Here is a 20859-nt window from a genome sequence, read left to right as displayed (position 1 = left end):
TTAACCCTCTTTCTCAATGGTAGTTAAACAACTGCGCAAAATTGGACCATAGTTGTATTTGCCAGGGCATACGTAAGTACACAGAGCCAAATCTTCTTCGTCCAATTCCAAACACCCCATTGCCTGAGCACTATCCGTGTCACCTGAAATCAGGTCACGCAGCAATAGCGTAGGAAGAATGTCCAGCGGCATCACTCGCTCGTAGTTGCCAATTGGCACCATGGAGCGCTCTGAACCGTTGGTTGTCGTTGTCATGTCGAATTCTTTGCTGCCCAGGTGACCGAGATAAGCCCGTGTCACCGAGTGTTTATCTGAACCAGGTGTGATCCAGCCGAACAGCTTTTTCTCACGCCCTTCTTTCAAAACGGAAACTTGTAAGTGATAGCGTCCAAGGAAACCGTGTACGCCTTGTGCAGTAGTACCGTTTAACACAGAGCCAGAGACTACACGTACATCGCCCTCTACTAACTCACCGGCAGTTAGTTCTGCGATGTCAGCGCCGACAACGGTGCGAACCAAACGAGGCTGCTTCGCCGCAGGGCCCGCCAGAGAAACGACGCGACGTACATCTAGCTCACCGGAAGTGATTGTGGCACCGAATGCCATCACGTCCTGGTAATTGATTGTCCATACGACTTTGCCTGCACCCACCGTGTCGAGGTAATGAATGTGCGTGCCGGGAAGACCTGCTGGGTGCGGGCCTGCGAATTCAGCGACATCTACCTGGGCATCGCCTGTTGCCACAGATACACCTGCCGCTTTACAAACGTAGACCTTGCCTTCGGTAAGCCGTTTGAGCACTTTCAAACCGGCAACGAAGTCCTCATTGCGTTCGGCAATAATGGCGGTTGGGTCTGCGGCCAACGGGTTGGTGTCCATCGCGTTGACGAAAATGGAACGAGGTGATGAACCAACGGCTGGAACTTTACTGAATGGGCGGGTGCGGAGCGCTGTCCACAATCCAGATTCCACCAGTGTGGTTTGCAGTTGTTCAATTGAAGCGCTGGCAATCTGGTCTGCTGCAATCTTGTCGAAAGTGACAGCTTCGCCGCCCTCAGACTTAATTACTACAGATTGAAGAACACGCTTGGCACCGCGGTTAATTTCTACCACTTCGCCTGAAGCTGGCGCGGTGAATTTAACGCCGGGGTTCTTTTTGTCTTCAAAAAGAACCTGACCTTTCTTCACTTTGTCACCAACCTGGACATGCATGGTAGGACGCATGCCAACATATTCTTCTCCCAGAATGGCAACGCGCGTGACAGCAGCTCCATCGGAGATCTGCTGTTCCGGCGCTCCCTTGATAGGGAGGTCGAGACCTTTCTTGATTTTTATCATACGTAATCGCACTACTCTAATAGAAGAACCCTTATGCATAACTGCAGCATCGCTGCCTGCATGCAGAAGCGCTCTTTGTCAGGATCAATTCCCTGTTTAGATTTTCCGTTGCAGCGTTCTGGTCGGTTTTCGAACCTGCCCGTACTAAACGTGCCAAGAATATAATTATTGTTGAATTGCTGTCTGGCCGACGGACCTTTCAAGACTGTTAACCCGTAGAACAACAAAAGCGGAGAAGGCGACTCCCCCACTTAACTACGGGATTTTAGCACCAATTTCGCGAAATAGGCTATGCAAATAATGGATTAATCACAATTTTTGTTAATAGTTAAAATAACCGAAACCCATTTTTCGCAAACAATTCGTTACATGGCCAGTCTCTGAGCGGCAGTACCCTTATTTATTCCAACCGCGTAACCCATACGCGTAACCCTCTTCGGACACTGCTGCCGGGCTGACGAACACCAGCGCGGCAGGATTTTATCACATTTTTTTGCTGCACAGCACACAACCTGGGTTCAATTTAATGTTACTGGCGTAAAAAAGCCGTCACTTCATCGACGGCTTTTTTCTGTACTCTTTATTTACCAGCTGACCATTGGGTCTGTATCGGCGTCGTAATCCACACCTTCAATATCAAAGCCGAACAGCTTGAGGAACTCGTGATGATAGCCTGCGTAGTCACTCAGCGTGTGGAAATTTTCCTGCGTCACTTCATCCCACAGCGCCTGAATTTTAGCCTGTGTGGCATCGTTGGTTTCTTTGCCATCCATGCGAAAGCGATTTGCTTCATCTAATGTTGGTGTATCACCGTACAAGCACTGATTAAACAAACCATATATCTGTTCAATACAACCTTCGTGAGTGCCTTCTTCCTTCATCACTTTATATATGAGAGAGATATAAAGTGGCATAACGGGAATAGCAGAACTCGCCTGTGTCACCAGCGCTTTTAGCGAAGAAACATGCGCCTCTACCAGCAAGTCAGTATGCTTGCCAATGATCGCTGCGGCAGCGCGGTCGAGATCTTCTTTCGCTTTCCCAATGGTCGCCTGCCCGTAAATTGGCCAGGTCAGGGCTTTACCAATGTACGTATATGCTGTGGTTTTACAGCCTTCAGCCAATACACCAGCATCAGCCAAGGCATCCATCCAACGTTCCCAGTCTTCACCGCCCATCACTTTTATGGTGTTGTAAATTTCATCGTCTGAAGCGGGTTCCAGTGTGACATCGTGAACTTTGTCTTTGTCTGTGTCATAGGTTTTCGTGGTGTACGACTGACCAACAGGCTTTAAGGTAGACTTGAAAGTCTCGCCGGAAACCGGGTCAGTGCGGCGGGGTGAAGCAAGGCTGTAAATAACCAGGTCAACCTGACCGAGGTCTGCTTTAATTTTCGCAATCGCTTCGTCTTTCAATTCATCAGAAAAGGCGTCGCCATTGAGTGTTTGCGCATATAAACCGCTTTCTGCTGCTTCTCTGTGGAACGCGGCTGTGTTATACCATCCGGCAGTGCCGGTTTTACGCTCTGTGGGTGCTTTTTCGAAACAAACGCCCAGGGTTTTCGCGCCATAGCCAAACGCTGCTGTAATTCGGGACGCAAGGCCATACCCTGTGGAAGAGCCAATTACCAATACGTTTTTCGGGCCCTTACCCAGGTCGCCTTGTTTTTTGATATAGCGGATTTGTTCGGCAACTGAAGCAGCACAGCCAGCAGGGTGCGCATTTGTGCAGATAAAGCCTCTCACTTTAGGCTTGATAACCATATTCTTTTTCCTTCATAAACAATGCGGGTATTGTAATTGTGTCATCCGGGATAACAACTCTGAGCAGATGGTGTAAGACAAAAAAATTTAATGATGGCAGTGTGCACTGCCATCGGAAGGGAAATTACCCCAGAATGTCGAGTAGCTCAACATCAAACACTAAGGTGCTATAAGGGGCAATTGCGCCACCAGCACCCTGTTCGCCGTATGCCAGCTCGTGTGGAATGTACAATTTCCACTTCGCGCCAACAGGCATCATTTGCAAGGCTTCTGTCCAACCGCGAATAACGCCATTTACAGGAAACTCTGCAGGTTGTCCGCGCTTGTATGAGCTGTCGAACACCGAGCCATCGATGAGTGTACCGTGGTAGTGTACACGTACAGTGCTGTCAGCAGCGGGCTTGTCGCCTTCACCGGCTTCAATCACTTCGTATTGCAAACCACTATCTGTAACGGACACTTCGTCTCGCTCAGCATTTTTCGCCAGAAACGCACTTCCCTCTTCGATTACGGCTTTGCTCTCTTCGGCTTTAGCCGCTTGCATACGCTGATGAATTTCGCCAAACGCATTACGCAGCGTGTCGGTGTCAACCTGCGAAGCTTCACCGTTAAACGCATCGCGAAGTCCTTCAACTACAGCGTCCAGAGAGAGCCCTTCGAAAGGGTTAGATTTTAGTTGCTCTCCCATTTGGAAACCAACACCATAGCTTGCTTGCGTTTCTACGCTGGTAAATTTGTCAGACACATTGACTCCTGAAATTAAATTACGAGATACGTTCAAAAATTGAACGACAAAGAGCGAATTAACAGTATGCTAATTTTGCTGTGGCGCAGTGTATCATATCCCTCGCAAACATGCTTGGGGCTTAACTTTCCGTTAAGTGAACTTTTCATTAAGGTTTAATTTATAACTGAAAGTGGTTAGACAATTTAAATCATAATGGAGTAAGGTTATGGCCATACAATATAGGAGGATGCTATGCAATCACACTATGACGCCGAACTGAGAGACACAGTGCGGTACCTGGGAAAAGTCCTGGGCAAGACCATTAAAGCTGAATTAGGCGAAGAGTGGCTTGAGCGTATTGAAACGATCAGAAAAGACGGGAGAGCCTCTTATCAAGGCGACAATACCAAAAGTGAAAACCTGAAAGAAATTTTCAAAAAACTGGAAGATTCTGATCTTTTGACAGTTGGCCGAGCTTTTGCGCAGTTCCTCACCCTGGGGAATATTGCCGAGCAGGAATACAACAGTGCGATGAGTGTGGATGCATCCATGGATGCACTTTTTGAGCATCTCGACAAAGCCGAACTTTCGGCGGACAACGTACAAAAAGCGGTGTCAAAGCTCAATATTGATCTTGTACTTACCGCCCACCCAACGGAAGTAACCCGACGCACACTTATCCACAAGCAAAAAGAACTGGCTCAGTGTTTACAGAGTATTCATCAGGAAAGTCTTGACGCCCACGAACGCGAGCGCATTGAAACCCGAATTGCCGACCTGATAAGTCAAGCGTGGCATACTGAAGAAATCCGTTCTGTGCGGCCCACACCGGTCGATGAAGCCCGTTGGGGTTTTTCTGTTATCGAAAACTCGCTGTGGGAAGCGGTACCTGATTTCCTGCGTGAGCTGGATAACCGTCTTAAAAACGATTATGACGTAGGTCTGCCTCTCGATGCTGCACCGGTTCAGTTCAGCTCCTGGATGGGTGGCGATCGCGACGGAAACCCGTTTGTTACCGCCAAAGTCACAGAACAAGTATTGTTGTTAGCGCGCAAACGTGCAGCTAAACTCTTTGCTTCCGACCTCGACCGTTTGCAGGTTGAGCTTTCAATGTTCGATTGCAGCGACGCTCTTCGCAGCGTTGCCGGCGACGACGCAAACGAACCATATCGCGCTTTATTGCGTCCGTTGGTCAAACGTTGTAGCGTCACCAGAGACGGTATTGCTGATTATCTGTCGGGCAAAAAAGTCGACCAGTCAGAATGGATACAAAGCAACGACGAATTACTTGAGCCTCTGCTGTTGTGTTATGAATCGCTGGTTGAGTGCGGAATGGAAGTCACGGCAAATGGTTTGCTTCTTGACACCATACGTCGGGTAAAATGCTTCGGTGTTCATTTGTTACGCCTCGACGTTCGACAGGATTCCGAGCGCCATGCAGATGTATTTAGCGAAATTACCCGCTACCTCGGACTGGGCGACTACGCACAATGGAGTGAGGCCGACAAACAGGCCTTCTTGCTTCGTGAACTCAGCTCCAAACGACCGCTTTTCCCGGCTCAATGGGATGCATCGGACGATGTAAAAGAAGTTCTCGATACCTGTAAAGTCATCGCTCAGCATCGCAAGGAAGGGTTCGGCATTTACATTATCTCGATGGCCAGCGAGCCTTCCGATGTTCTTGCTGTGCAGTTATTGTTGCAGGAGTCAGGTGTAGATTGGCCCATGCCAGTAGCACCTCTGTTTGAAACACTGGACGATTTAAACAACTCACCATCGGTGATGCGCAAATTGCTCTCTATCGACTGGTACCGCGGTTACATCAAAGGTCGTCAGTTTGTCATGATTGGCTATTCTGATTCTGCAAAAGACGCTGGTGCGCTGGCTGCGGGCTGGGCTCAATACGAATCTCAGGAAGCCTTGGTGAAAGTGGCTGACGAATTTGAAACTATGCTGACTCTTTTTCACGGTCGCGGTGGCACTATCGGCCGCGGCGGCTTGCCTGCTCACGCCGCCATTCACTCTCAACCTCCAGGTTCGCTGGAAGGTGGCTTTCGCGTAACCGAGCAAGGCGAAACCATTCGCTACAAATTTGGCATGCCTAAACTGGCGAAACGCAGCTTAGGCATTTACGCTTCTGCCATTATTGAAGCCATGTTATTCCCGCCCCCTGAGCCAAAACCAGAGTGGCGTGATCTCATCACCAGAATGGCAGCAGAAGGCCGTGACAACTATCGCAATACCGTTCGCCACGACAAGGACTTTGTGCCTTATTTTAGAGTGGCAACACCGGAACAAGAACTGGGTAAATTGCCATTGGGCAGCCGACCTGCTAAACGCAAGCCGTCAGGTGGAATAGAAAGTTTGCGCGCCATTCCATGGATATTTGCCTGGGCGCAAACTCGATTGGTATTGCCTTCATGGCTGGGTGTAATGCGTGCCATCGACTCGGTTAAGGCAAAAAGCGATCAGAAAGTAGTGGAAGAAATGTTCACTGAATGGCCCTTCTACCGCTCAAGGTTGTCTATGCTGGACATGGTATTCCAAAAGTCTGACCCTAGGATAAGTGAGGCCTATGATGACCGTCTTGTTCCCGATGAGTTAAAGCACTTCGGAGAAGCCTTGCGAGAAGAGCTCACAGAGAGCATTAACTCGCTGCTCGCCCTCACTGGCCAGGAAAGCATTATGGACAAGGACCCCCAAGGCAAGGAATCAATGAACATTCGCGCCGGCTATCTGCAACCTTTGCATTATTTGCAAATTGAGTTGCTCGACCGCATTAGAAAAGCAGGCGACGACGCTCACAACCCGGTGTTGGAACGCGCCATGATGGTAACCATCGCCGGAATTGCCATTGGTATGCGCAATACAGGGTAACAATACACAATACCGCAATAAAAAAGGCCTTTAAGGCCTTTTTTTATTGCTATCCATTCATTGCCAAAGTGCTATTGTGCCAATTTCGCCGGTACCGGTTATGACGATTTTATCTTGCCACGGAGCCGACAAATCAAGCGGCACTTTAATGTAGTCCCTCCCCCCTTCTTCCCGTGCCACCTCAATGTGCAAGACTAAAAGGGTGTCGGGTTCTGGTTTTCCAGCTTCATTATAACCATCCCAGTGCAGTGTCAGAGAGTGATTCTTTCTCGTTGCTCCTGCAAAACCGTCGATCAAGTCACTGTTCATCCGCCCGACCTTCCGCCACCAGGTACGCAACTCACTGAGCCAACGTTCACTATTACCGCGAATGGCAAGATGCTTCACTATTTCCAGTCTGTTGTTCGTCAACCAAACTGCGACATACGGGCCATGGTAATTGGGAATATTGAATTCAGGCAATGTCATTGTCATATCAAAACTGCGGGTCTCATTCGCCATGCCCACCTTGGAATAATATCCCGGCGTAGCAAATACCCGTTCTTGTCGATCAATAGTCTGAATGTATACCTGCGACTTTTCGTCTGCGAATTGCGCCAACTCGCGCGTACTGGCTACAGCACCAAGATACGCCACCATCGCAGCTTCCGTAGCCGAGTTGGCCACCCCGCGGACATCCCGTTCCGACACTGGCCAACCGTCGCTGTGATCGAGCACACCGAATTGCGCCGCGCCTGGCATTATCTTCCGGGCACGTCCGTTGAGGGAAGCGGCGAATATAATTTGCCGTTCTTCTGCCTTGCCGTTTTCTGCCCCTCTCTCCTGCAAATTCACCGTCAATCCGTTAAGGCGTAAACGGAGACCAGTGGGCGCACCGAGACTACTTAAGTACTGATAAATTCTATCCAGTACGATACCGTCGTTCAGAAAAGTGAGGTTCCATATCAATTGTTCACCTGAGAGCACGTTAGCGGTGAGTGTTGTCTTGTCCAGTTGCACTTTGGCCACTCTTGACTGACGAGCTAATCGCCGCGCTTCCCTGCGCTCCATTGGCCCATCGTCGTAAATGTGTTGTTGCCAATAACTGAGTAACGCTCCGTTTCTACAACTCACTTTACCCTCTGTTCGTGCAAACCATTTTTCGCACAAGCTTAGGGCTTGAAATAGCCATGGAGAAAGGATGGCAACGCCCTTTTCATTGAGCAGGGCTACTGCGCTCTCTGCCTTGTCGCCAGTCAGTTCAGCCTGGGTATCACGCCAAAGTGCTTCTATCTGAGGTACATTTACAGTACGCAAAAACGTTGCATCGCCGTCGATATACAACGTTTGACCATTGAATGGCACGGATACCGAATCCTCTGCCGAGCCTGCCTGTACGACAAATGACAGACACAACAAAATGACCAGACAGGTATACTTTCCGCCCGTCATCGCGTCACTTGTGCTGTGTTGGTTTGTCGAGGATCGCTGGCCGTATCAACTGGGGCTTTTCTAACAGGCGCAGGGTCAGCCAGAGATAGTATACCGTCCCCGCTAGTGTCGTAACGCATAAATGCCCGCATGCCTGAACGCATGTACTCATTGAACGTCATACGACCATTTTCATCGGTGTCTAACACGCCAAACCTCACATAGGTCTGTTTAATCTGACGGTCGTAGGTTTTTTCGTACTGTTTATCCAGGCGATCTTCAAACTCAAGTACGTATTCCTGTTCGGTAAGTTTGCCATCACCATTTTCATCTGTGCGCTGAAAGTGTGCGTCTCTGACGGCCTGAAACTCGGCGCTGTCCACAACATCGTCGCCATTTGTATCGTAAAGGCCCATAAAACCGGCCACATTATGTGTGGTAGGCATGCGTAGCATGGCCCTTTGTTCCAGCCTGGGTTTGTCGCTGGTTGATGTGTTTTCCGGATCAGGATCCGTTGCGCGAATCACTCCGTCCTTGTCTTTGTCGAGACGGGTAAACCCTTTTTCACCTACAGCATCCAGCTCGGACTTGGCAATAAAACCATCATCATTTTTATCAATGGCATTGAACCGGATGTGCGTCTGTTTCACTGATGCTTTTCTGTCAGCCGCCATGCGTGCAGAAAGCGTTCCCTCCCATTCGTACACATATTCACCTTCTTCTATAGTGCCGTTTTTGTTGGTATCGGTGGCGATAAACCGCGCGCGTCTGGCGGCTACAAATTCTTCCATCGACAGCGTTTCATCACTATTTAAGTCATAGGTAAGAATAATGCCACTGGCACTGTGGGGGGCAGCTTCCAGGTAACCATTAAATGCCATGGCAACGATGGATACGGTAAGTATTTTCTTAAACATGGGATCCTCAGAATGCTTCAATCGTTAATGTAGTGGTATAGCTGTAAGCAGGTACTGGTGCGCCCTCGGGAGAATCAGCACGCAAACGGGCCATCACAAGGTATACGCCTTGCGTCAACAAGGTCACAGACACTTTACCGTTGTTATCACTGGTTAAGTTTTGCGAATCAGACTCTTCAGAGAACTGGTCATGGCCCTGGTAAAGCGTTATGTCGTGATTCGGAACGGGTACGCCATCATACGTAAGCGTAAAGGTGAAGGTATCACCGGTAAACAGGCTGTTTGGGTGTGTTTCAGGCACCATTTCCAACCCCACCCCGGTTGCTTTAAGCGCTTGATTTGTAGGTCCCTTTTTGGTCACATAAGTCACTGCGCTGGTTACCGATTGAAAATGAGACTTAAGCTCGGCACCTTCCGGTAAAGGTTCATCATTGCCGCGCACCGAGCCTCGCTCTCCGTTTAATTCGTACACGCGAAAAATAGCGCCTTTGCGATTGCCGGTAGAAAATCGATAGGTACCATTCTGATCAAGCTCGTGTTCAAGGACATTTCGGGTAGTTAAATTAACCACAGTCTCAACATCAGATTTCACACCATCAGGCGCAACGACATCAAATAGGGCTTTGCTGATAGCGACTTCCGGAACAAAAAATTGCTCCGCAAAAGAGGCATCCAATGTAATCATATCGCGCCCCGCTGGCTCAAAGCTTAGCGGTTTCAAATACGGTACGTGAGCATGAGACAAGGTTGAGACCAGTAGTAAAACACCGGTAGTGAAGAATATTTTTTTATTCATGGTGACCAAATATCCGAGTAAAAGTTAACAGGATAATATTGCAAACGATAATCATTATCAATATCATTGTTGTCAAATCTGATTGGAAGGGTTGTTATAGATCGGCTTTTTACTAAGTATTTCCCGCCTTTTCTCACCACACAGATAAAAATACTAATCATTAGCACTTTTATTATTGATATGGAGTCACACATGAATGTAAGGCATTCTGCTTTATCTGTTTCCCTTTCTACCCTTTTCGCTTTGAGCACGTCGGCACAGGCGCAGGCGCAGGCGGAGTTAGACACGACAAAGGTTCAAAGCGAAGCATCAGCGGAAATTCCCGCCAACGAAAAAACCATGGATGCAACAGCATTATCGGAAGCTTCCATTACCAATATTGAAGACACCGCGCGCTACGTAGCGGGTATCCAGGTAAATGACACTGGTAATCGGTTTGGGAGTGACGGTTTTAATATTCGCGGTTTCAGTGGAGATGCAGTAGCCGTTACAGTAGATGGTGTGGCACAAGGAGAGACCTTAAATCCCGCATCGTTCGCAGCATATGGCATGTTCGGCTCAAGCCGCAGTGACGTTGAGGTTGAACACGTCAAAACCGTGACTATCTCCCGTGGCCCCAGTGCAGTTGATAATGGCTCAGGAGCATTGGCAGGAGCCGTCACTTATGTCACAAACGACGCGGCAGACTTTGTATCTGCAACAGGTGACGATACTGCAGGTCGGGTTAAAACTGGTTTTGACTCCCGGTCAAATGAATGGCTCATTCACGGCTCAGTGGCCAACCGGACAGGCCAGCTAGAAACACTTTTGCAATTTACCCGTCGTCAGGGTAATGAAACCCAGGCTCATAACAATGGTGCAGATATTGTCGGCCCAGCCAGGGGGCAGGCAGACCCTTTTGATATCACGTCAAACGCCTTGCTTTTTAAGCTTGCCTACCACGTAAATGACCAAACGCAAATGGGTGTTGTGTATGAGAAGTCTGACCGCAGCAACGACGGCTCTCCCCTTTCCAGAGAGCCAAATGAAGGCGAAAGTGGCAGTTACTGGAATTTCGGCGCCAAAGACGAAAACAATCGTGAACGCTTCGGTGTGTTTTTAAAACAAGATAACGCAAACCAGGTATTTTACGACTCACTGTCGGTTGCCATCGACTATCAGGAATTATATACATCTGGCATCACAGACTTTTTATATTCCCGAGGTGGCCCGGCAATTCTTCGTGCTGAAGACAGAAATTTTGAGCAGGATACACTGAACGTTACCGCCGATTTGACTAAAACCTTCCACAGTAGTCTTCACCATGTAGTGGAATACGGCTTTAACTATCAAGATACTGCCGTTGAGAATATCATGTACGACCGTCGTTATAACGGCGAGACTTCAGACGCGGATATTGTCGATGGCTATCCCATTCGGGATCAGGGGTTTGTACCTAAAACCGGCAAGTCCCTATTCTCTGTTTACCTTGCAGATACGATATCTATCACTGACCAGGTTAATCTGCGTCTCGGGGGCCGCTATGACAGCACGAAATTTGAACCTGAACTCGACGAGGGGTTTTCAGACCCCACCGGGCAGAGTGTTTCCGATGCGTCGTTTAACGCCCTCATTGGTGAAGTAGGTATCAGTTATGAATTTGCAGAAGGTCATCAGGTGATCGCTAAGGCCGTTCAGGGCTACAAAGCGCCTACCATGCAAGAGCTTTATTTTGGTACCAATTCGGGAGAGGAAATTACCGACAGCGTAACTGGGCTGACCTACGCCGATCTGGACGAAGTTGCTAACCCAAACCTCGATCCAGAAGAATCTGTAAGTTATGAGGTGCGATATCTCGGCGAATTTGAACACGGAGAGTTGAGTATTAACGTGTTCAGAACCAACTACAAGCACTTAATTCAAAGCGAAACCTTTTCCACTCCCTACGGCACCGATGTAACCACAGAGAGTTGTAGTGCATTTACCGGAGAATGCGTCACCGAAATAACAACCCTCGATACCTACACGCAAGCGCAAAATACCGGAGAAGTGTCTGTTCAGGGTATTGAAGTGAGTGGTAGCTATTTTTTCACCCCCAATGTTTCTGGCAGGTTCAGCTATTCGTCGCTCAATGGCGAGTACGAGTCTGAATACACCCCCGCATCAGAGGCAGACTTCGATTTTTACGACAAAGGAGATGATCTTGAAACCCTGGCGCCAGATTCCGCGGTTGTATCACTGGGTTACCGGTCTGATGATCGTGACTGGGGCATTGAAGCCCACATGGTGTATTCTGATGGTGTAAACAAGAGTACGCAGAAAAGCTTTACGTCGTTGAATAACGGCAGCGGACCATTCTATTATCCCGCTAGTTATACCGTGTTCGATTTAACGGCCTATTTCGATATCACTGAAAACCTCAGGTTAACCGGCGCTATCTACAACCTGACAGACAAAGAATATTATCGCTGGAGTGTGGTACAAAACCTTCGTGCAGGTAACGGCGGTTTCTTTTCTGGGGTAAGTGACAATGGATATCAACGTTTTTCTGAGCCAGGCCGAAGTGCCAGCGTTTATATCTCTTACACATTCTGAGAATCCGGCGACCAGACTGCATTCCGGGCTGGTCGCTCTTCTAAAAAGAAATAATTCCTATTATCATAGTTAGTTATTTTAAAGCAATATACGCGCTATTAGGACAAACATGCGAATTTCACTGGGCAGTGCCCGCCAATGGCACTGGATATCCGCAGCAATATGTTTAGCTGGCATGCTCATGTTTGCTGTCACCGGCATTACGCTGAATCACGCCGCCGATATAGAGGTAGAGCCTGAGACCCGAAACATCGAGGCTACACTACCTGCCAATGTACTGGAAAGTCTGACATTACTGCCGCAAGGCAACGCCGGTTTACCGTCGGAACTAACTGATTGGCTGGTAAACAGCCATAGTATTAACCCCCCTTCAAATAAAGAAGCGGAATGGGACGGCGTAGAATTGTATATGTCCTGGCCCGGACCGGGACAGGATCACTGGTTTGCCATAGATGGGGAAACCGGCAAAATGATTTACGAAGGCGTCGACAGAGGTTGGATTGCTTATTTCAATGATCTCCATAAAGGCCGCAACACCGGCGTATTCTGGCAGTGGTTTTTAGATATTTTTTCGGTGATTGTTATTATTTTTACCGTTACCGGCCTGCAGTTGCTCATCAAACAAGCGCCACATAAGGCTTCAACCTGGCCTGTGACCGCACTGGGACTTCTCATACCGGTTTTCATCATGCTGGTTTTTATTCATTGAGTGTGAGGGCAGTACACTGTGACTGAATTAGACCGCCTACTTCTGGCACTGGCGCTTTTAACCCTATATATATTATGGGTTTGCGTGCTACTTTGGAAACACAATAAACCTGGCTTGCGGCCAGGTAATACTGACAAAACAGATTTTCTCGTTGCTTATGCCAGTCAAACAGGCAACGCCCGTGCACTGGCTGAAATGCATGCCAACGAGAAAGCACAACACCACAACGTTGCTTTATTGCCGTTGTCGTCTGTCACCCTGGAGCGCTTACAACAGGCAAAACGGGCGTTATTCGTCGTTAGTACATATGGTCACGGTGAACCGCCGGACAACGGCCGCTCTTTTTTTCGCATGCTGAGAAAAACAAATAAGGAACCCGGCTGTTTGTCATCTCTTGTCTTTGATGTTGTGGCTCTAGGCGACAGCCAATACCCCCACTTCTGTGCATTTGGCGAGCAATTGTATAAACAGTTGCAAGTATGGGGCGCAATACCGGCATCATCCATCACCCGCTTAGATCACGCCAAAGGAGAAGACGGGCTGCAAGATGACACAGAACGCAACCACAGCCCGTTAGACGAATTTGTGCTGTCGTCCCGACAGCAGTTGAACCATGGCACAGCACATCCGCTATTTGAGATCACACTTACGCCAGGAAATAGTGACTGGCAAGCTGGCGACATTCTTGATGTCATGCCTCAGAACAGCGCTGATGCTATCGAAACATGGCTGCAAAGCCACGATATAGACGGCAGCTATACTTTTGAAATCAATAATCAGAACTGGACTGCCCGCCAGTGGTTGGCAACAAGGCAACTCAATACGCCGGGTCCGGACGCCTGCCTCTCGGATACATTGACCGCACTACCGAGGCTGGCTACAAGAAGCTACACTATCGCATCCATTCCTAAAGAGGGTGTAATAACTCTCATTGTCCGGCGCCATATGCGCGATGGAAACAACCCCGGGATTGCGTCAGGGTGGCTAACGGCATTTGCCGAGGAACACTCGGCCATACAAGGCAGAATAAGAGTTAATCCGGCTTGCCATTTATCGGTAGGAAATGGGCCGCTTCTTCTCATTGGCGCTGGCAGTGGAATAGCCGGACTCAGGGCACAAGTCGCAAAGTTTACCGATACACGATCAGCAATAAAGCCGGCACTGTTATGGGTGATATATGGCGAACGGGATCCGCTCCACGATGACATAGCGATAGCTACCCTGCCTATTCCAAACTGTCACAACGATAATATTCGCGTCGACAGTGTGTTTTCACGTTGCCCTGATAACCCCCAATACGTACAGGATAAACTTCGACAGCACGCAGAAGAAATAAAGCAGTTGATAATGCAGGGCCTGCAAATTTATGTGTGCGGCAGTTATGCAGGTATGGGAGAAAGCGTACATGCGACGCTTATTGATATTCTGGGTGATGATGATTTACAAATGCTGACTGATCATCACCGTTATCACAGAGACATATACTAACACCCTTACCGGTTCTTTAAAGCTTGCACAAAAAAACCGGCTTACGCCGGTTTTTTACAAATACGACCTGTTTGCCTTAGCCGTTTACGAATTCAACACCAATTTTGATGTCACCACGTAAGCCTTCCAGCATGTCTTCTTTCGCTTTTTGTTCGAAATCACTCAGTTCGCCATACGGCAATATTTCTTCAACGCCATTCGGCCCTAAACGAACGGGATGAGCAAAGAACGCAGCGTCTTCACTCTCGTCAGTTTGTACATAAGTGTACTCAACGACATTCTCGCCCTGCATTGCTGCAACCAAAGACAGACAGAAACGCGCAGCCGCCTGGCCCATAGACAGGGTTGCGGAACCGCCACCGGCTTTCGCTTCGACAACTTCAGTGCCTGCATTTTGAATGCGAGTAGTCAGGCTGGAAACTTCTTCATCAGAGAAAGTAACACCTTCAACCTGACTCAAGAGAGGAAGAATAGTAGTTCCGGAGTGACCACCAATTACAGGGACGTGAACGCTGGAAACGTCCAGGTCTTTAAGCTCCGCAACGAAGGTTTCCGCACGAATTACATCAAGGGTAGTTACACCAAACAGTTTGTTCTTGTCGTACACGCCTTTGGCTTTCAATGTTTCAGCAGCAATGGCAACTGTGGTGTTTACCGGGTTAGTAATAATACCCACACACGCTGAAGGACAGTGGTCGGCAACACCTTCGATAAGCGCTTTTACAATACCTGCATTAATGTTAAACAAGTCTGAACGATCCATACCCGGCTTGCGCGGAACACCAGCGGGGATTAAAACCACGTCACAACCAGTCAGTGCGCCACCCAGATCATCTTTACCATGACCGGTAACTTTCACCGCGGTGGGGATGTGGCTCAGGTCAACGGCAACACCAGGAACAACTGGTGCAACGTCGTACAACGCTAGCTCAGAACCTGCTGGCAATTGTGTTTTCAACAACAATGACAGCGCTTGACCAATACCACCGGCAGCACCTAACACGGCTACTTTCATACCATTTCTCCTATGGATATATACTCGTCAAAAAACGGAGCGTCACAGTAAATCAACGCTCGTAAAAACTCAATCACACAATGGTCTTATGCATGAATATCGGGTATTCACCGCAAATTTATGCATTTTAATGAATGAATATGCATTTTGATTGCGATTAACTGAAGGCTACGGCACAATAATAACGTTAAGTACCCGTTAACACCAATAACGACAGGAAAATATGGCCAATTTAAAACAAGAAAAACTGATCAAAGCCTTTAAAGAGATCCTAAAAGCAGAATGCTATGGCTCTCAAGGTGAAATCGTCGATGCATTAAAATCTCAGAACTTTGACAACATCAGCCAATCAAAAGTATCCCGTATGTTGAGCAAATTTGGTGCTGTGCGTACCCGAAATGCCAGAGGCGATATGGTGTATTGCCTACCGCCTGAGCTTGGCATGCCAACCGCCAAAAGCCCACTTAAGCAACTCGTTCTGGACATTGTACACAATAATGTGATGGTAATCATAAGAACCAGCCCGGGCGCTGCGCAGCTTATCGCGCGTCTGCTGGACTCACTGAGTCAAAAAGATGGCGTACTCGGCACGATTGCCGGTGATGACACCATATTTATTGCCCCGGCTGACGTGAGCGAAATTGAAGATCTAAGACAACGCGTTGAGGATTTATTCGAAAACGTATAAAAACCTATAGCGGCTAACAAACCTGACTGTTAGCCGCATATGTGCTGCTCGCAGACATGGTGCTTTCATGTTCGGGCAATGCTGCCACTTCACCATTCACCAAAGCAACAACGCGGTCAGCGCTGGCAATGGTTTCCGGTCGATGTGCAATAATTATTCGGGTAATATTCAGCGCCTTTATCGCCCTGTTTACCGACGCTTCTAACTGTGTATCAAGATGGCTGGTTGCTTCATCCATAAAGAGAATTTTGGGTTGACGATATAACGCCCTGGCTAACAGTATACGCTGGATCTGCCCACCAGAAAGCGCCGCGCCCATATCTCCAACGTATGTGTTATAGCCCATAGGCATCGCCATTATGTCTGCATGTATTGCGGCAACAGAGGCAGCCCATGCAACTTTCTCTATATCTGGTACCGACTCAAAAAAACAAATATTGTCGGCCACCGACCCCGACAGTAGTTGATCGTTTTGCATAACCGCTGCTACTTGCTGACGATACTGAATTAACCCTATGTGCCTGATGTCCACGCCATCAACTTCTATCTTTCCCTCCTGAGGGGTAAATAAACCAAGCATCAGTTTCAACAGTGTCGTTTTTCCACCTCCGGACGGACCGATAATTGCCACAGATTCGCCGGCGCGAACGTCAAGTCGGAGGCGTTTAATTACAGGTGGCTCACTTTCGCTGTAGTGGTACGACACGTTATTTAACGTCAGTGCGCCTGTCAGTGAATGAGTTGGTACATTACCACTTAAATTAATCTCTTTCTTTGCCAGCGAAATATCGGCCAATCGATTTAAGTGCAAACCGATCATTTTAAATTCAATCACCTTTTCTATCAGCGCAGCGGTTTTTTCGGTAAATTGCCTCTTGTAAGACATAAAAGCGAAGAGCATACCCACCGTGATATCTCCCCCCATCACAAGTAAGGCAGCCAAATACACCACAAGTACGTTTTCCATACCAAACACCAGTTTGTTGAAGGTGTCGTAGCCAATGTTCAAGTGCCCAACCTTAATTGCGGCATTGAGGCTGTCAGCAAATCGATTCTGCCAAATCCCCTGGCGTTGAACTTCCCTTCCAAACAGTTTTATGGCTTGAATCCCCCTAACTGTTTCCATAAAGTTCGACTGCTCTTTGGCTTGGCTTACAATCATTTCTTCCGACAATTGACGCAAAGGACGAAACATTACAATGCGAAACCCTGCATAAAGAAAAATGGATATCAATACTACTGCACTTAACAGAGGGCTATACAAAAAGATCATTACAAGCGTCGTAATGGCCATAACGCCGTCAATCATCGCTTCAATAATGCCTTCAGTTAATAATTGTCTCACTTGTTGAAGAGAACCAAACCGCGACACCACATCACCCATGTGACGTTTTTCAAAATACTGTAGGGGCAAACGCACCAAATGATGGAACAGGTTTGCACCCAGTTGGATGCTCATTAGATTGCCAAAATGTAAAAGCAACGTACTTCGCACCGCACTGGTGATCATTTCGATCACAAGGAGTAATCCAAACCCGATAGCCAGTACGTGGAGCAAGTTTTTATCGTGAGTTAATATCACCTCATCGACTACCAGTTGCATGTAGTAAGGGCCAGCAATGACAAAAGCCTGTAGTAACAGGGATAAAAGAAAGGCCTTAGCCAGTGCAGATTTAAGCCCGCTAATTACTGTGTAAAAATCTGACAAGCCAATTTTTATACGCTTGTCTTTCGACCGAAAAGCGCGAGTTGGTAACAACTCAAGTGCAACCCCGGTAAAGTGTTTGGAAAATGCATCAAGGGTATATGTACGGGCGCCCAGCGCCGGGTCGTGAATGTCAACACTCCCCTTCCTCACTTTTTTCAATACCACGAAATGGGAGAGATCCCAGTGTAATATGCACGGCGTCTGAAGTTTTGCCAGCTCAGAGGGTTCAAGTCTGAGCGCCCTGGCCTGAAGGTGCATTTTATCTGACATGTTCATTAATGCTTCAAGACTTGCCCCTTTCAAAGACAACGCGAAGGTTTGCCTAAAATGGGCCAGATCGGTTTTATACCCATGATAATTTGCCACCATAGCAAGGCATGCCAGCCCGCATTCTGCCGCTTCCGTTTGCAGAATAACGGGCAAACGTTTCATCCCGCCAAAGCGAAGTAAGTCACTTGCGTTCTCCATCTATACGCCCCCTTTCAAGCTGATCAAGGGTTCAAAAAACCACTCCAACAAGCTGCGTTTGTCTATGATAATATCGGCCTCCAGTAACATCCCCGCTTGCAACGGCACTGCAGTGCCATATGCTTTTGCGGACTGCTGCTCTAATCGCACCACCACTTGATAAACCGGCTCTTGTATTGCCACGGGCGCGGACGTTTCTGTGGGTAGGATCACCGACTTCGACACACGGCTAATCACCCCGCGGTAAATGCCGAAGCGCTGGTATGGGAATGCCTGATAGCGGATGCGTGTATGCTGTCCTGGCGCCACAAACCCGAAGGCACGGGTAGGAACAAATAACACAGCCTCAAGGGATGCATCTAAGGGAAGTACGGTAAGTATGGGTTTGTTGGTACTGGCCATAGTACCATCGGTAGTTAATATGTTAGTGATAACACCGTCGCGATGACTCACCACATCAAAACTACGCTGAGCTTCAGCTTGAGCCAAGCTTTGTTTGATACCAGAGAGTTCGGCATCCAGTTGTGCCATTTCACTATCTAGCTCAATAGGCAATTGCTGGAGCTGAAACTGTAACTCCCGTAGTTGTGCCTTACTGCTATTTACTGCCATCTGCAAATCATCCCGCTGCTGACGGATGGCTAGTAAGCTGTCTTTTTGCTCTGTCATATCCAATTGACTAACGTAGCCCTTCTCAAACAACCGCGCCAGTTTAGTTAACTTTTTTTGACGCAGTGCGATGCGCTCTTCCAGGGTATTAAGCTGGTTAGTTTGCTGGAATATCTTTAACTCGAGGTTAGATATACTTTCTGTGTGTTGTTCGCGGCTTACCGCATATAATGCGCGCTGATTGTCTATTTTTGCCATCAGCAGGTGTTTCTGTACTATCAATTCCTGCGTGATAGATTCGTTCAGCGCGACACCTGTTGAAAGCTGCCGGTCCAGTCTTATACGTGCTACTGCTTGCCCCTGCCGCACGTTTTCATTTTCTTTGACATAGACCTTATCGACAATACCGGGGGCCACTGGATATATTTTTGTTAGGCCCGCTGTCGGTCTGAGGTATCCTGCAACCACTTCTTTGCGATGGTATTCCCCCCACGCAAGAAATATCAGCACCACCGCAACGGTAAACAAAATAATAGCCAGAATAACGTTGAAGGAAAAGTGCGTCACAATGGTCACTTCGCCGTCTAGCTTCTGCTTTTGGTGGGCAATCGCTTCTTTTCTGAATAAATTCGCCATGTGCTTAGTTCAGGGCAATACCAGATAAACGCGTGAACACAACGCTCATTAGTACATAACGCGAACGAAAACTCAGCTCCCAAAGACGCGATCTCTGAGGCTTTCGAAAAAGAGTAATGTGCAATGCCATCGTAATGCCCTCTGTGTAGAATGCGGTTTACACAAGCTAAACCAGCTAGCTACACATACATTACGTGAAACGGAACACGCAAATAACCGTATGGAAGTACAGTTATTTCAACACAATAGAGAGTGAGTAAAGTACTCCCTTTTCACAGCGAAGGGAGCACAGGTGAGGTGTTGCTGTTTAGCCTTCGAGACGCTTCATTAAGGCTTGTGCGGCGGGCCGTGAGCTTGCGGGGTTTTGCCCAGTGATGAGATGACCAGATTCAACAACGTAGGGTTCAAAATCACCTTTTTTCGTGAATTCTCCACCTCGTTTAACCAGTTCATCTTCAACCAGATAAGGCACCACGTCGATGAGATCTACTGCCGTTTCTTCGGAATTGGAGAAGCCTGTTACCGCACGCCCTTTTATATACGGTTGCCCTTGGCTATCGTTCACGTCTTTCAGTACGATCGGTGCGTGACAAACAGCCACAACAGGTTTCCCTGCCCCCAACATGGATTCGATAAGCATTTTTGAATGAGCATTGTCGGAGAGATCCCACAAAGGGCCATGACCACCGGGATAAAACACCGCGTCGAACTCGTCGGTTTTTACATCTTCAAGAGGTATTGTAGCACTTAATGCCGATCGCGCAGCTTCATCTTCAGCGTAGCGCTTTGTATCTGCTGTCAGGGCATCATCGGTAAGACTAACAGGATCAACAGGTACTTGTCCGCCTAACGTAGAGGCAAGTGTTAGGGTATAGCCAGCATCAAGGAAAGCATAGTAAGGGGAAGCGAACTCTTCCAGCCATAAGCCAGTAGGCTTGCCCGTATCGCCTAGAATATCATGAGAAGTCATCACCATGAGAATGCGTTTAGCCATTGGTTATCTCCAATTAATGAATGTGCGGTTTGTACTGCACAACTCCCGGATGGGATTACTCCGGAACATTAAATATAACCGGTACAAGGCCCTGGGCCGTGAAAAACTCAACGATAGAAAAGAAAAAAGGCCGCTTGCGCGA

15 protein-coding genes are annotated in these 20859 nt (G+C 48.0%); 5 read left to right on the top strand and 10 right to left on the bottom strand.

All coding sequences use genetic code 11. The features are described from left to right. The 3 genes from KO518_RS09040 to KO518_RS09030 form a co-directional block, all read right to left on the bottom strand. The gene (locus tag KO518_RS09040; protein ID WP_216025532.1) at positions 1-1338 is read right to left on the bottom strand and encodes a Na(+)-translocating NADH-quinone reductase subunit A; all 1338 of its coding nucleotides are present in this window, start codon (positions 1336-1338) and stop codon (positions 1-3) included. Positions 1339-1922: 584 nt separating this feature from the next. Further along, positions 1923-3101 carry an enoyl-ACP reductase FabV gene (gene fabV, locus KO518_RS09035; RefSeq protein ID WP_216025531.1) on the bottom strand — a complete coding sequence of 393 codons (1179 nt, stop codon included), beginning with the start codon at positions 3099-3101 and terminating at the stop codon, positions 1923-1925. 124 nt (positions 3102-3225) lie between these two features. After that, positions 3226-3846, bottom strand: coding sequence for an FKBP-type peptidyl-prolyl cis-trans isomerase (locus KO518_RS09030; RefSeq protein WP_216025530.1), 621 nt, complete (start codon positions 3844-3846; stop codon positions 3226-3228). Positions 3847-4080: 234 nt separating this feature from the next. On the opposite strand from KO518_RS09030, the gene ppc reads away from it, so the two are divergent. Then, on the top strand, positions 4081-6705 hold the full coding sequence (ppc, locus tag KO518_RS09025; protein ID WP_216025529.1) for a phosphoenolpyruvate carboxylase: 2625 nt from the start codon (positions 4081-4083) through the stop codon (positions 6703-6705). 57 nt (positions 6706-6762) lie between these two features. Here ppc and KO518_RS09020 read toward each other — a convergent pair whose 3' ends face one another. The 3 genes from KO518_RS09020 to KO518_RS09010 are packed head-to-tail and all read right to left on the bottom strand — an operon-like array spanning position 6763 to position 9828. Further along, complete coding sequence (locus KO518_RS09020; protein ID WP_216025528.1) at positions 6763-8136, bottom strand: DUF2271 domain-containing protein; 1374 nt, start codon at positions 8134-8136, stop codon at positions 6763-6765. After that, positions 8133-9032: a calcium-binding protein gene (locus tag KO518_RS09015; protein ID WP_216025527.1), complete on the bottom strand. Its 900-nt coding sequence runs from the start codon at positions 9030-9032 to the stop codon at positions 8133-8135. The genes KO518_RS09020 and KO518_RS09015 overlap by 4 nt, the downstream gene beginning before the upstream one ends. Before the next feature lie 7 nt (positions 9033-9039). Continuing rightward, on the bottom strand, positions 9040-9828 hold the full coding sequence (locus tag KO518_RS09010; RefSeq protein WP_216025526.1) for a DUF4198 domain-containing protein: 789 nt from the start codon (positions 9826-9828) through the stop codon (positions 9040-9042). A 192-nt stretch (positions 9829-10020) separates the two neighbouring features. Here KO518_RS09010 and KO518_RS09005 point away from each other — a divergent pair, with 192 nt between their 5' ends. From KO518_RS09005 to KO518_RS08995, 3 genes are all read left to right on the top strand, one after another. Then, complete coding sequence (locus tag KO518_RS09005; RefSeq protein ID WP_216025525.1) at positions 10021-12402, top strand: TonB-dependent hemoglobin/transferrin/lactoferrin family receptor; 2382 nt, start codon at positions 10021-10023, stop codon at positions 12400-12402. 109 nt (positions 12403-12511) lie between these two features. Beyond that, the gene (locus tag KO518_RS09000; protein ID WP_216025524.1) at positions 12512-13111 is read left to right on the top strand and encodes a PepSY-associated TM helix domain-containing protein; all 600 of its coding nucleotides are present in this window, start codon (positions 12512-12514) and stop codon (positions 13109-13111) included. Positions 13112-13129: 18 nt separating this feature from the next. Beyond that, a complete protein-coding gene (locus KO518_RS08995) occupies positions 13130-14599 on the top strand; it encodes a flavodoxin domain-containing protein (RefSeq protein ID WP_216025523.1) in 1470 nt (489 codons plus the stop codon). A gap of 76 nt (positions 14600-14675) precedes the next feature. Here KO518_RS08995 and mdh read toward each other — a convergent pair whose 3' ends face one another. Continuing rightward, positions 14676-15614, bottom strand: a complete 939-nt coding sequence (gene mdh / locus KO518_RS08990; RefSeq protein ID WP_216025522.1) for a malate dehydrogenase — start codon at positions 15612-15614, stop codon at positions 14676-14678. Between the two features lie 223 nt (positions 15615-15837). On the opposite strand from mdh, the gene argR reads away from it, so the two are divergent. Continuing rightward, the gene (gene argR, locus KO518_RS08985; protein WP_216025521.1) at positions 15838-16302 is read left to right on the top strand and encodes a transcriptional regulator ArgR; all 465 of its coding nucleotides are present in this window, start codon (positions 15838-15840) and stop codon (positions 16300-16302) included. A 13-nt stretch (positions 16303-16315) separates the two neighbouring features. Here the strand turns inward: argR and KO518_RS08980 are convergent, their stop codons facing one another. The 3 genes from KO518_RS08980 to KO518_RS08970 all read right to left on the bottom strand — a co-directional run bounded on the left by KO518_RS08980 (position 16316) and on the right by KO518_RS08970 (position 20717). Next, entirely contained in the window at positions 16316-18478 is a 2163-nt protein-coding gene (locus KO518_RS08980; protein WP_216025520.1) for a peptidase domain-containing ABC transporter, read from the bottom strand. Next, the gene (locus KO518_RS08975; RefSeq protein ID WP_216025519.1) at positions 18479-19723 is read right to left on the bottom strand and encodes an HlyD family secretion protein; all 1245 of its coding nucleotides are present in this window, start codon (positions 19721-19723) and stop codon (positions 18479-18481) included. A gap of 307 nt (positions 19724-20030) precedes the next feature. Further along, entirely contained in the window at positions 20031-20717 is a 687-nt protein-coding gene (locus tag KO518_RS08970; RefSeq protein WP_216025518.1) for a type 1 glutamine amidotransferase domain-containing protein, read from the bottom strand. Positions 20718-20859 lie beyond the last annotated feature (142 nt).

Origin of the sequence: Aestuariibacter sp. A3R04 (genome assembly GCF_018860805.1) — a bacterium.
Taxonomy (GTDB): domain Bacteria; phylum Pseudomonadota; class Gammaproteobacteria; order Enterobacterales; family Alteromonadaceae; genus Alteromonas.
The sequence above is the reverse complement of the archived record's forward strand: the minus strand, read 5'-3'. Positions and strand labels throughout refer to the sequence as shown.

Bases quoted from the DNA above. Each gene is read 5' to 3' on its own strand.
- KO518_RS08975 (WP_216025519.1), bottom strand. From the start codon at position 19,723: ATGGCGAATTTATTCAGAAAAGAAGCGATTGCCCACCAAAAGCAGAAG.
- KO518_RS09000 (WP_216025524.1), top strand. From the start codon at position 12,512: ATGCGAATTTCACTGGGCAGTGCCCGCCAATGGCACTGGATATCCGCA.
- KO518_RS09040 (WP_216025532.1), bottom strand. From the start codon at position 1,338: ATGATAAAAATCAAGAAAGGTCTCGACCTCCCTATCAAGGGAGCGCCG.
- KO518_RS09015 (WP_216025527.1), bottom strand. From the start codon at position 9,032: ATGTTTAAGAAAATACTTACCGTATCCATCGTTGCCATGGCATTTAAT.
- KO518_RS08980 (WP_216025520.1), bottom strand. From the start codon at position 18,478: ATGGAGAACGCAAGTGACTTACTTCGCTTTGGCGGGATGAAACGTTTG.
- fabV (WP_216025531.1), bottom strand. From the start codon at position 3,101: ATGGTTATCAAGCCTAAAGTGAGAGGCTTTATCTGCACAAATGCGCAC.
- KO518_RS09005 (WP_216025525.1), top strand. From the start codon at position 10,021: ATGAATGTAAGGCATTCTGCTTTATCTGTTTCCCTTTCTACCCTTTTC.
- mdh (WP_216025522.1), bottom strand. From the start codon at position 15,614: ATGAAAGTAGCCGTGTTAGGTGCTGCCGGTGGTATTGGTCAAGCGCTG.
- KO518_RS09020 (WP_216025528.1), bottom strand. From the start codon at position 8,136: ATGACGGGCGGAAAGTATACCTGTCTGGTCATTTTGTTGTGTCTGTCA.
- ppc (WP_216025529.1), top strand. From the start codon at position 4,081: ATGCAATCACACTATGACGCCGAACTGAGAGACACAGTGCGGTACCTG.
- KO518_RS09010 (WP_216025526.1), bottom strand. From the start codon at position 9,828: ATGAATAAAAAAATATTCTTCACTACCGGTGTTTTACTACTGGTCTCA.
- argR (WP_216025521.1), top strand. From the start codon at position 15,838: ATGGCCAATTTAAAACAAGAAAAACTGATCAAAGCCTTTAAAGAGATC.
- KO518_RS08970 (WP_216025518.1), bottom strand. From the start codon at position 20,717: ATGGCTAAACGCATTCTCATGGTGATGACTTCTCATGATATTCTAGGC.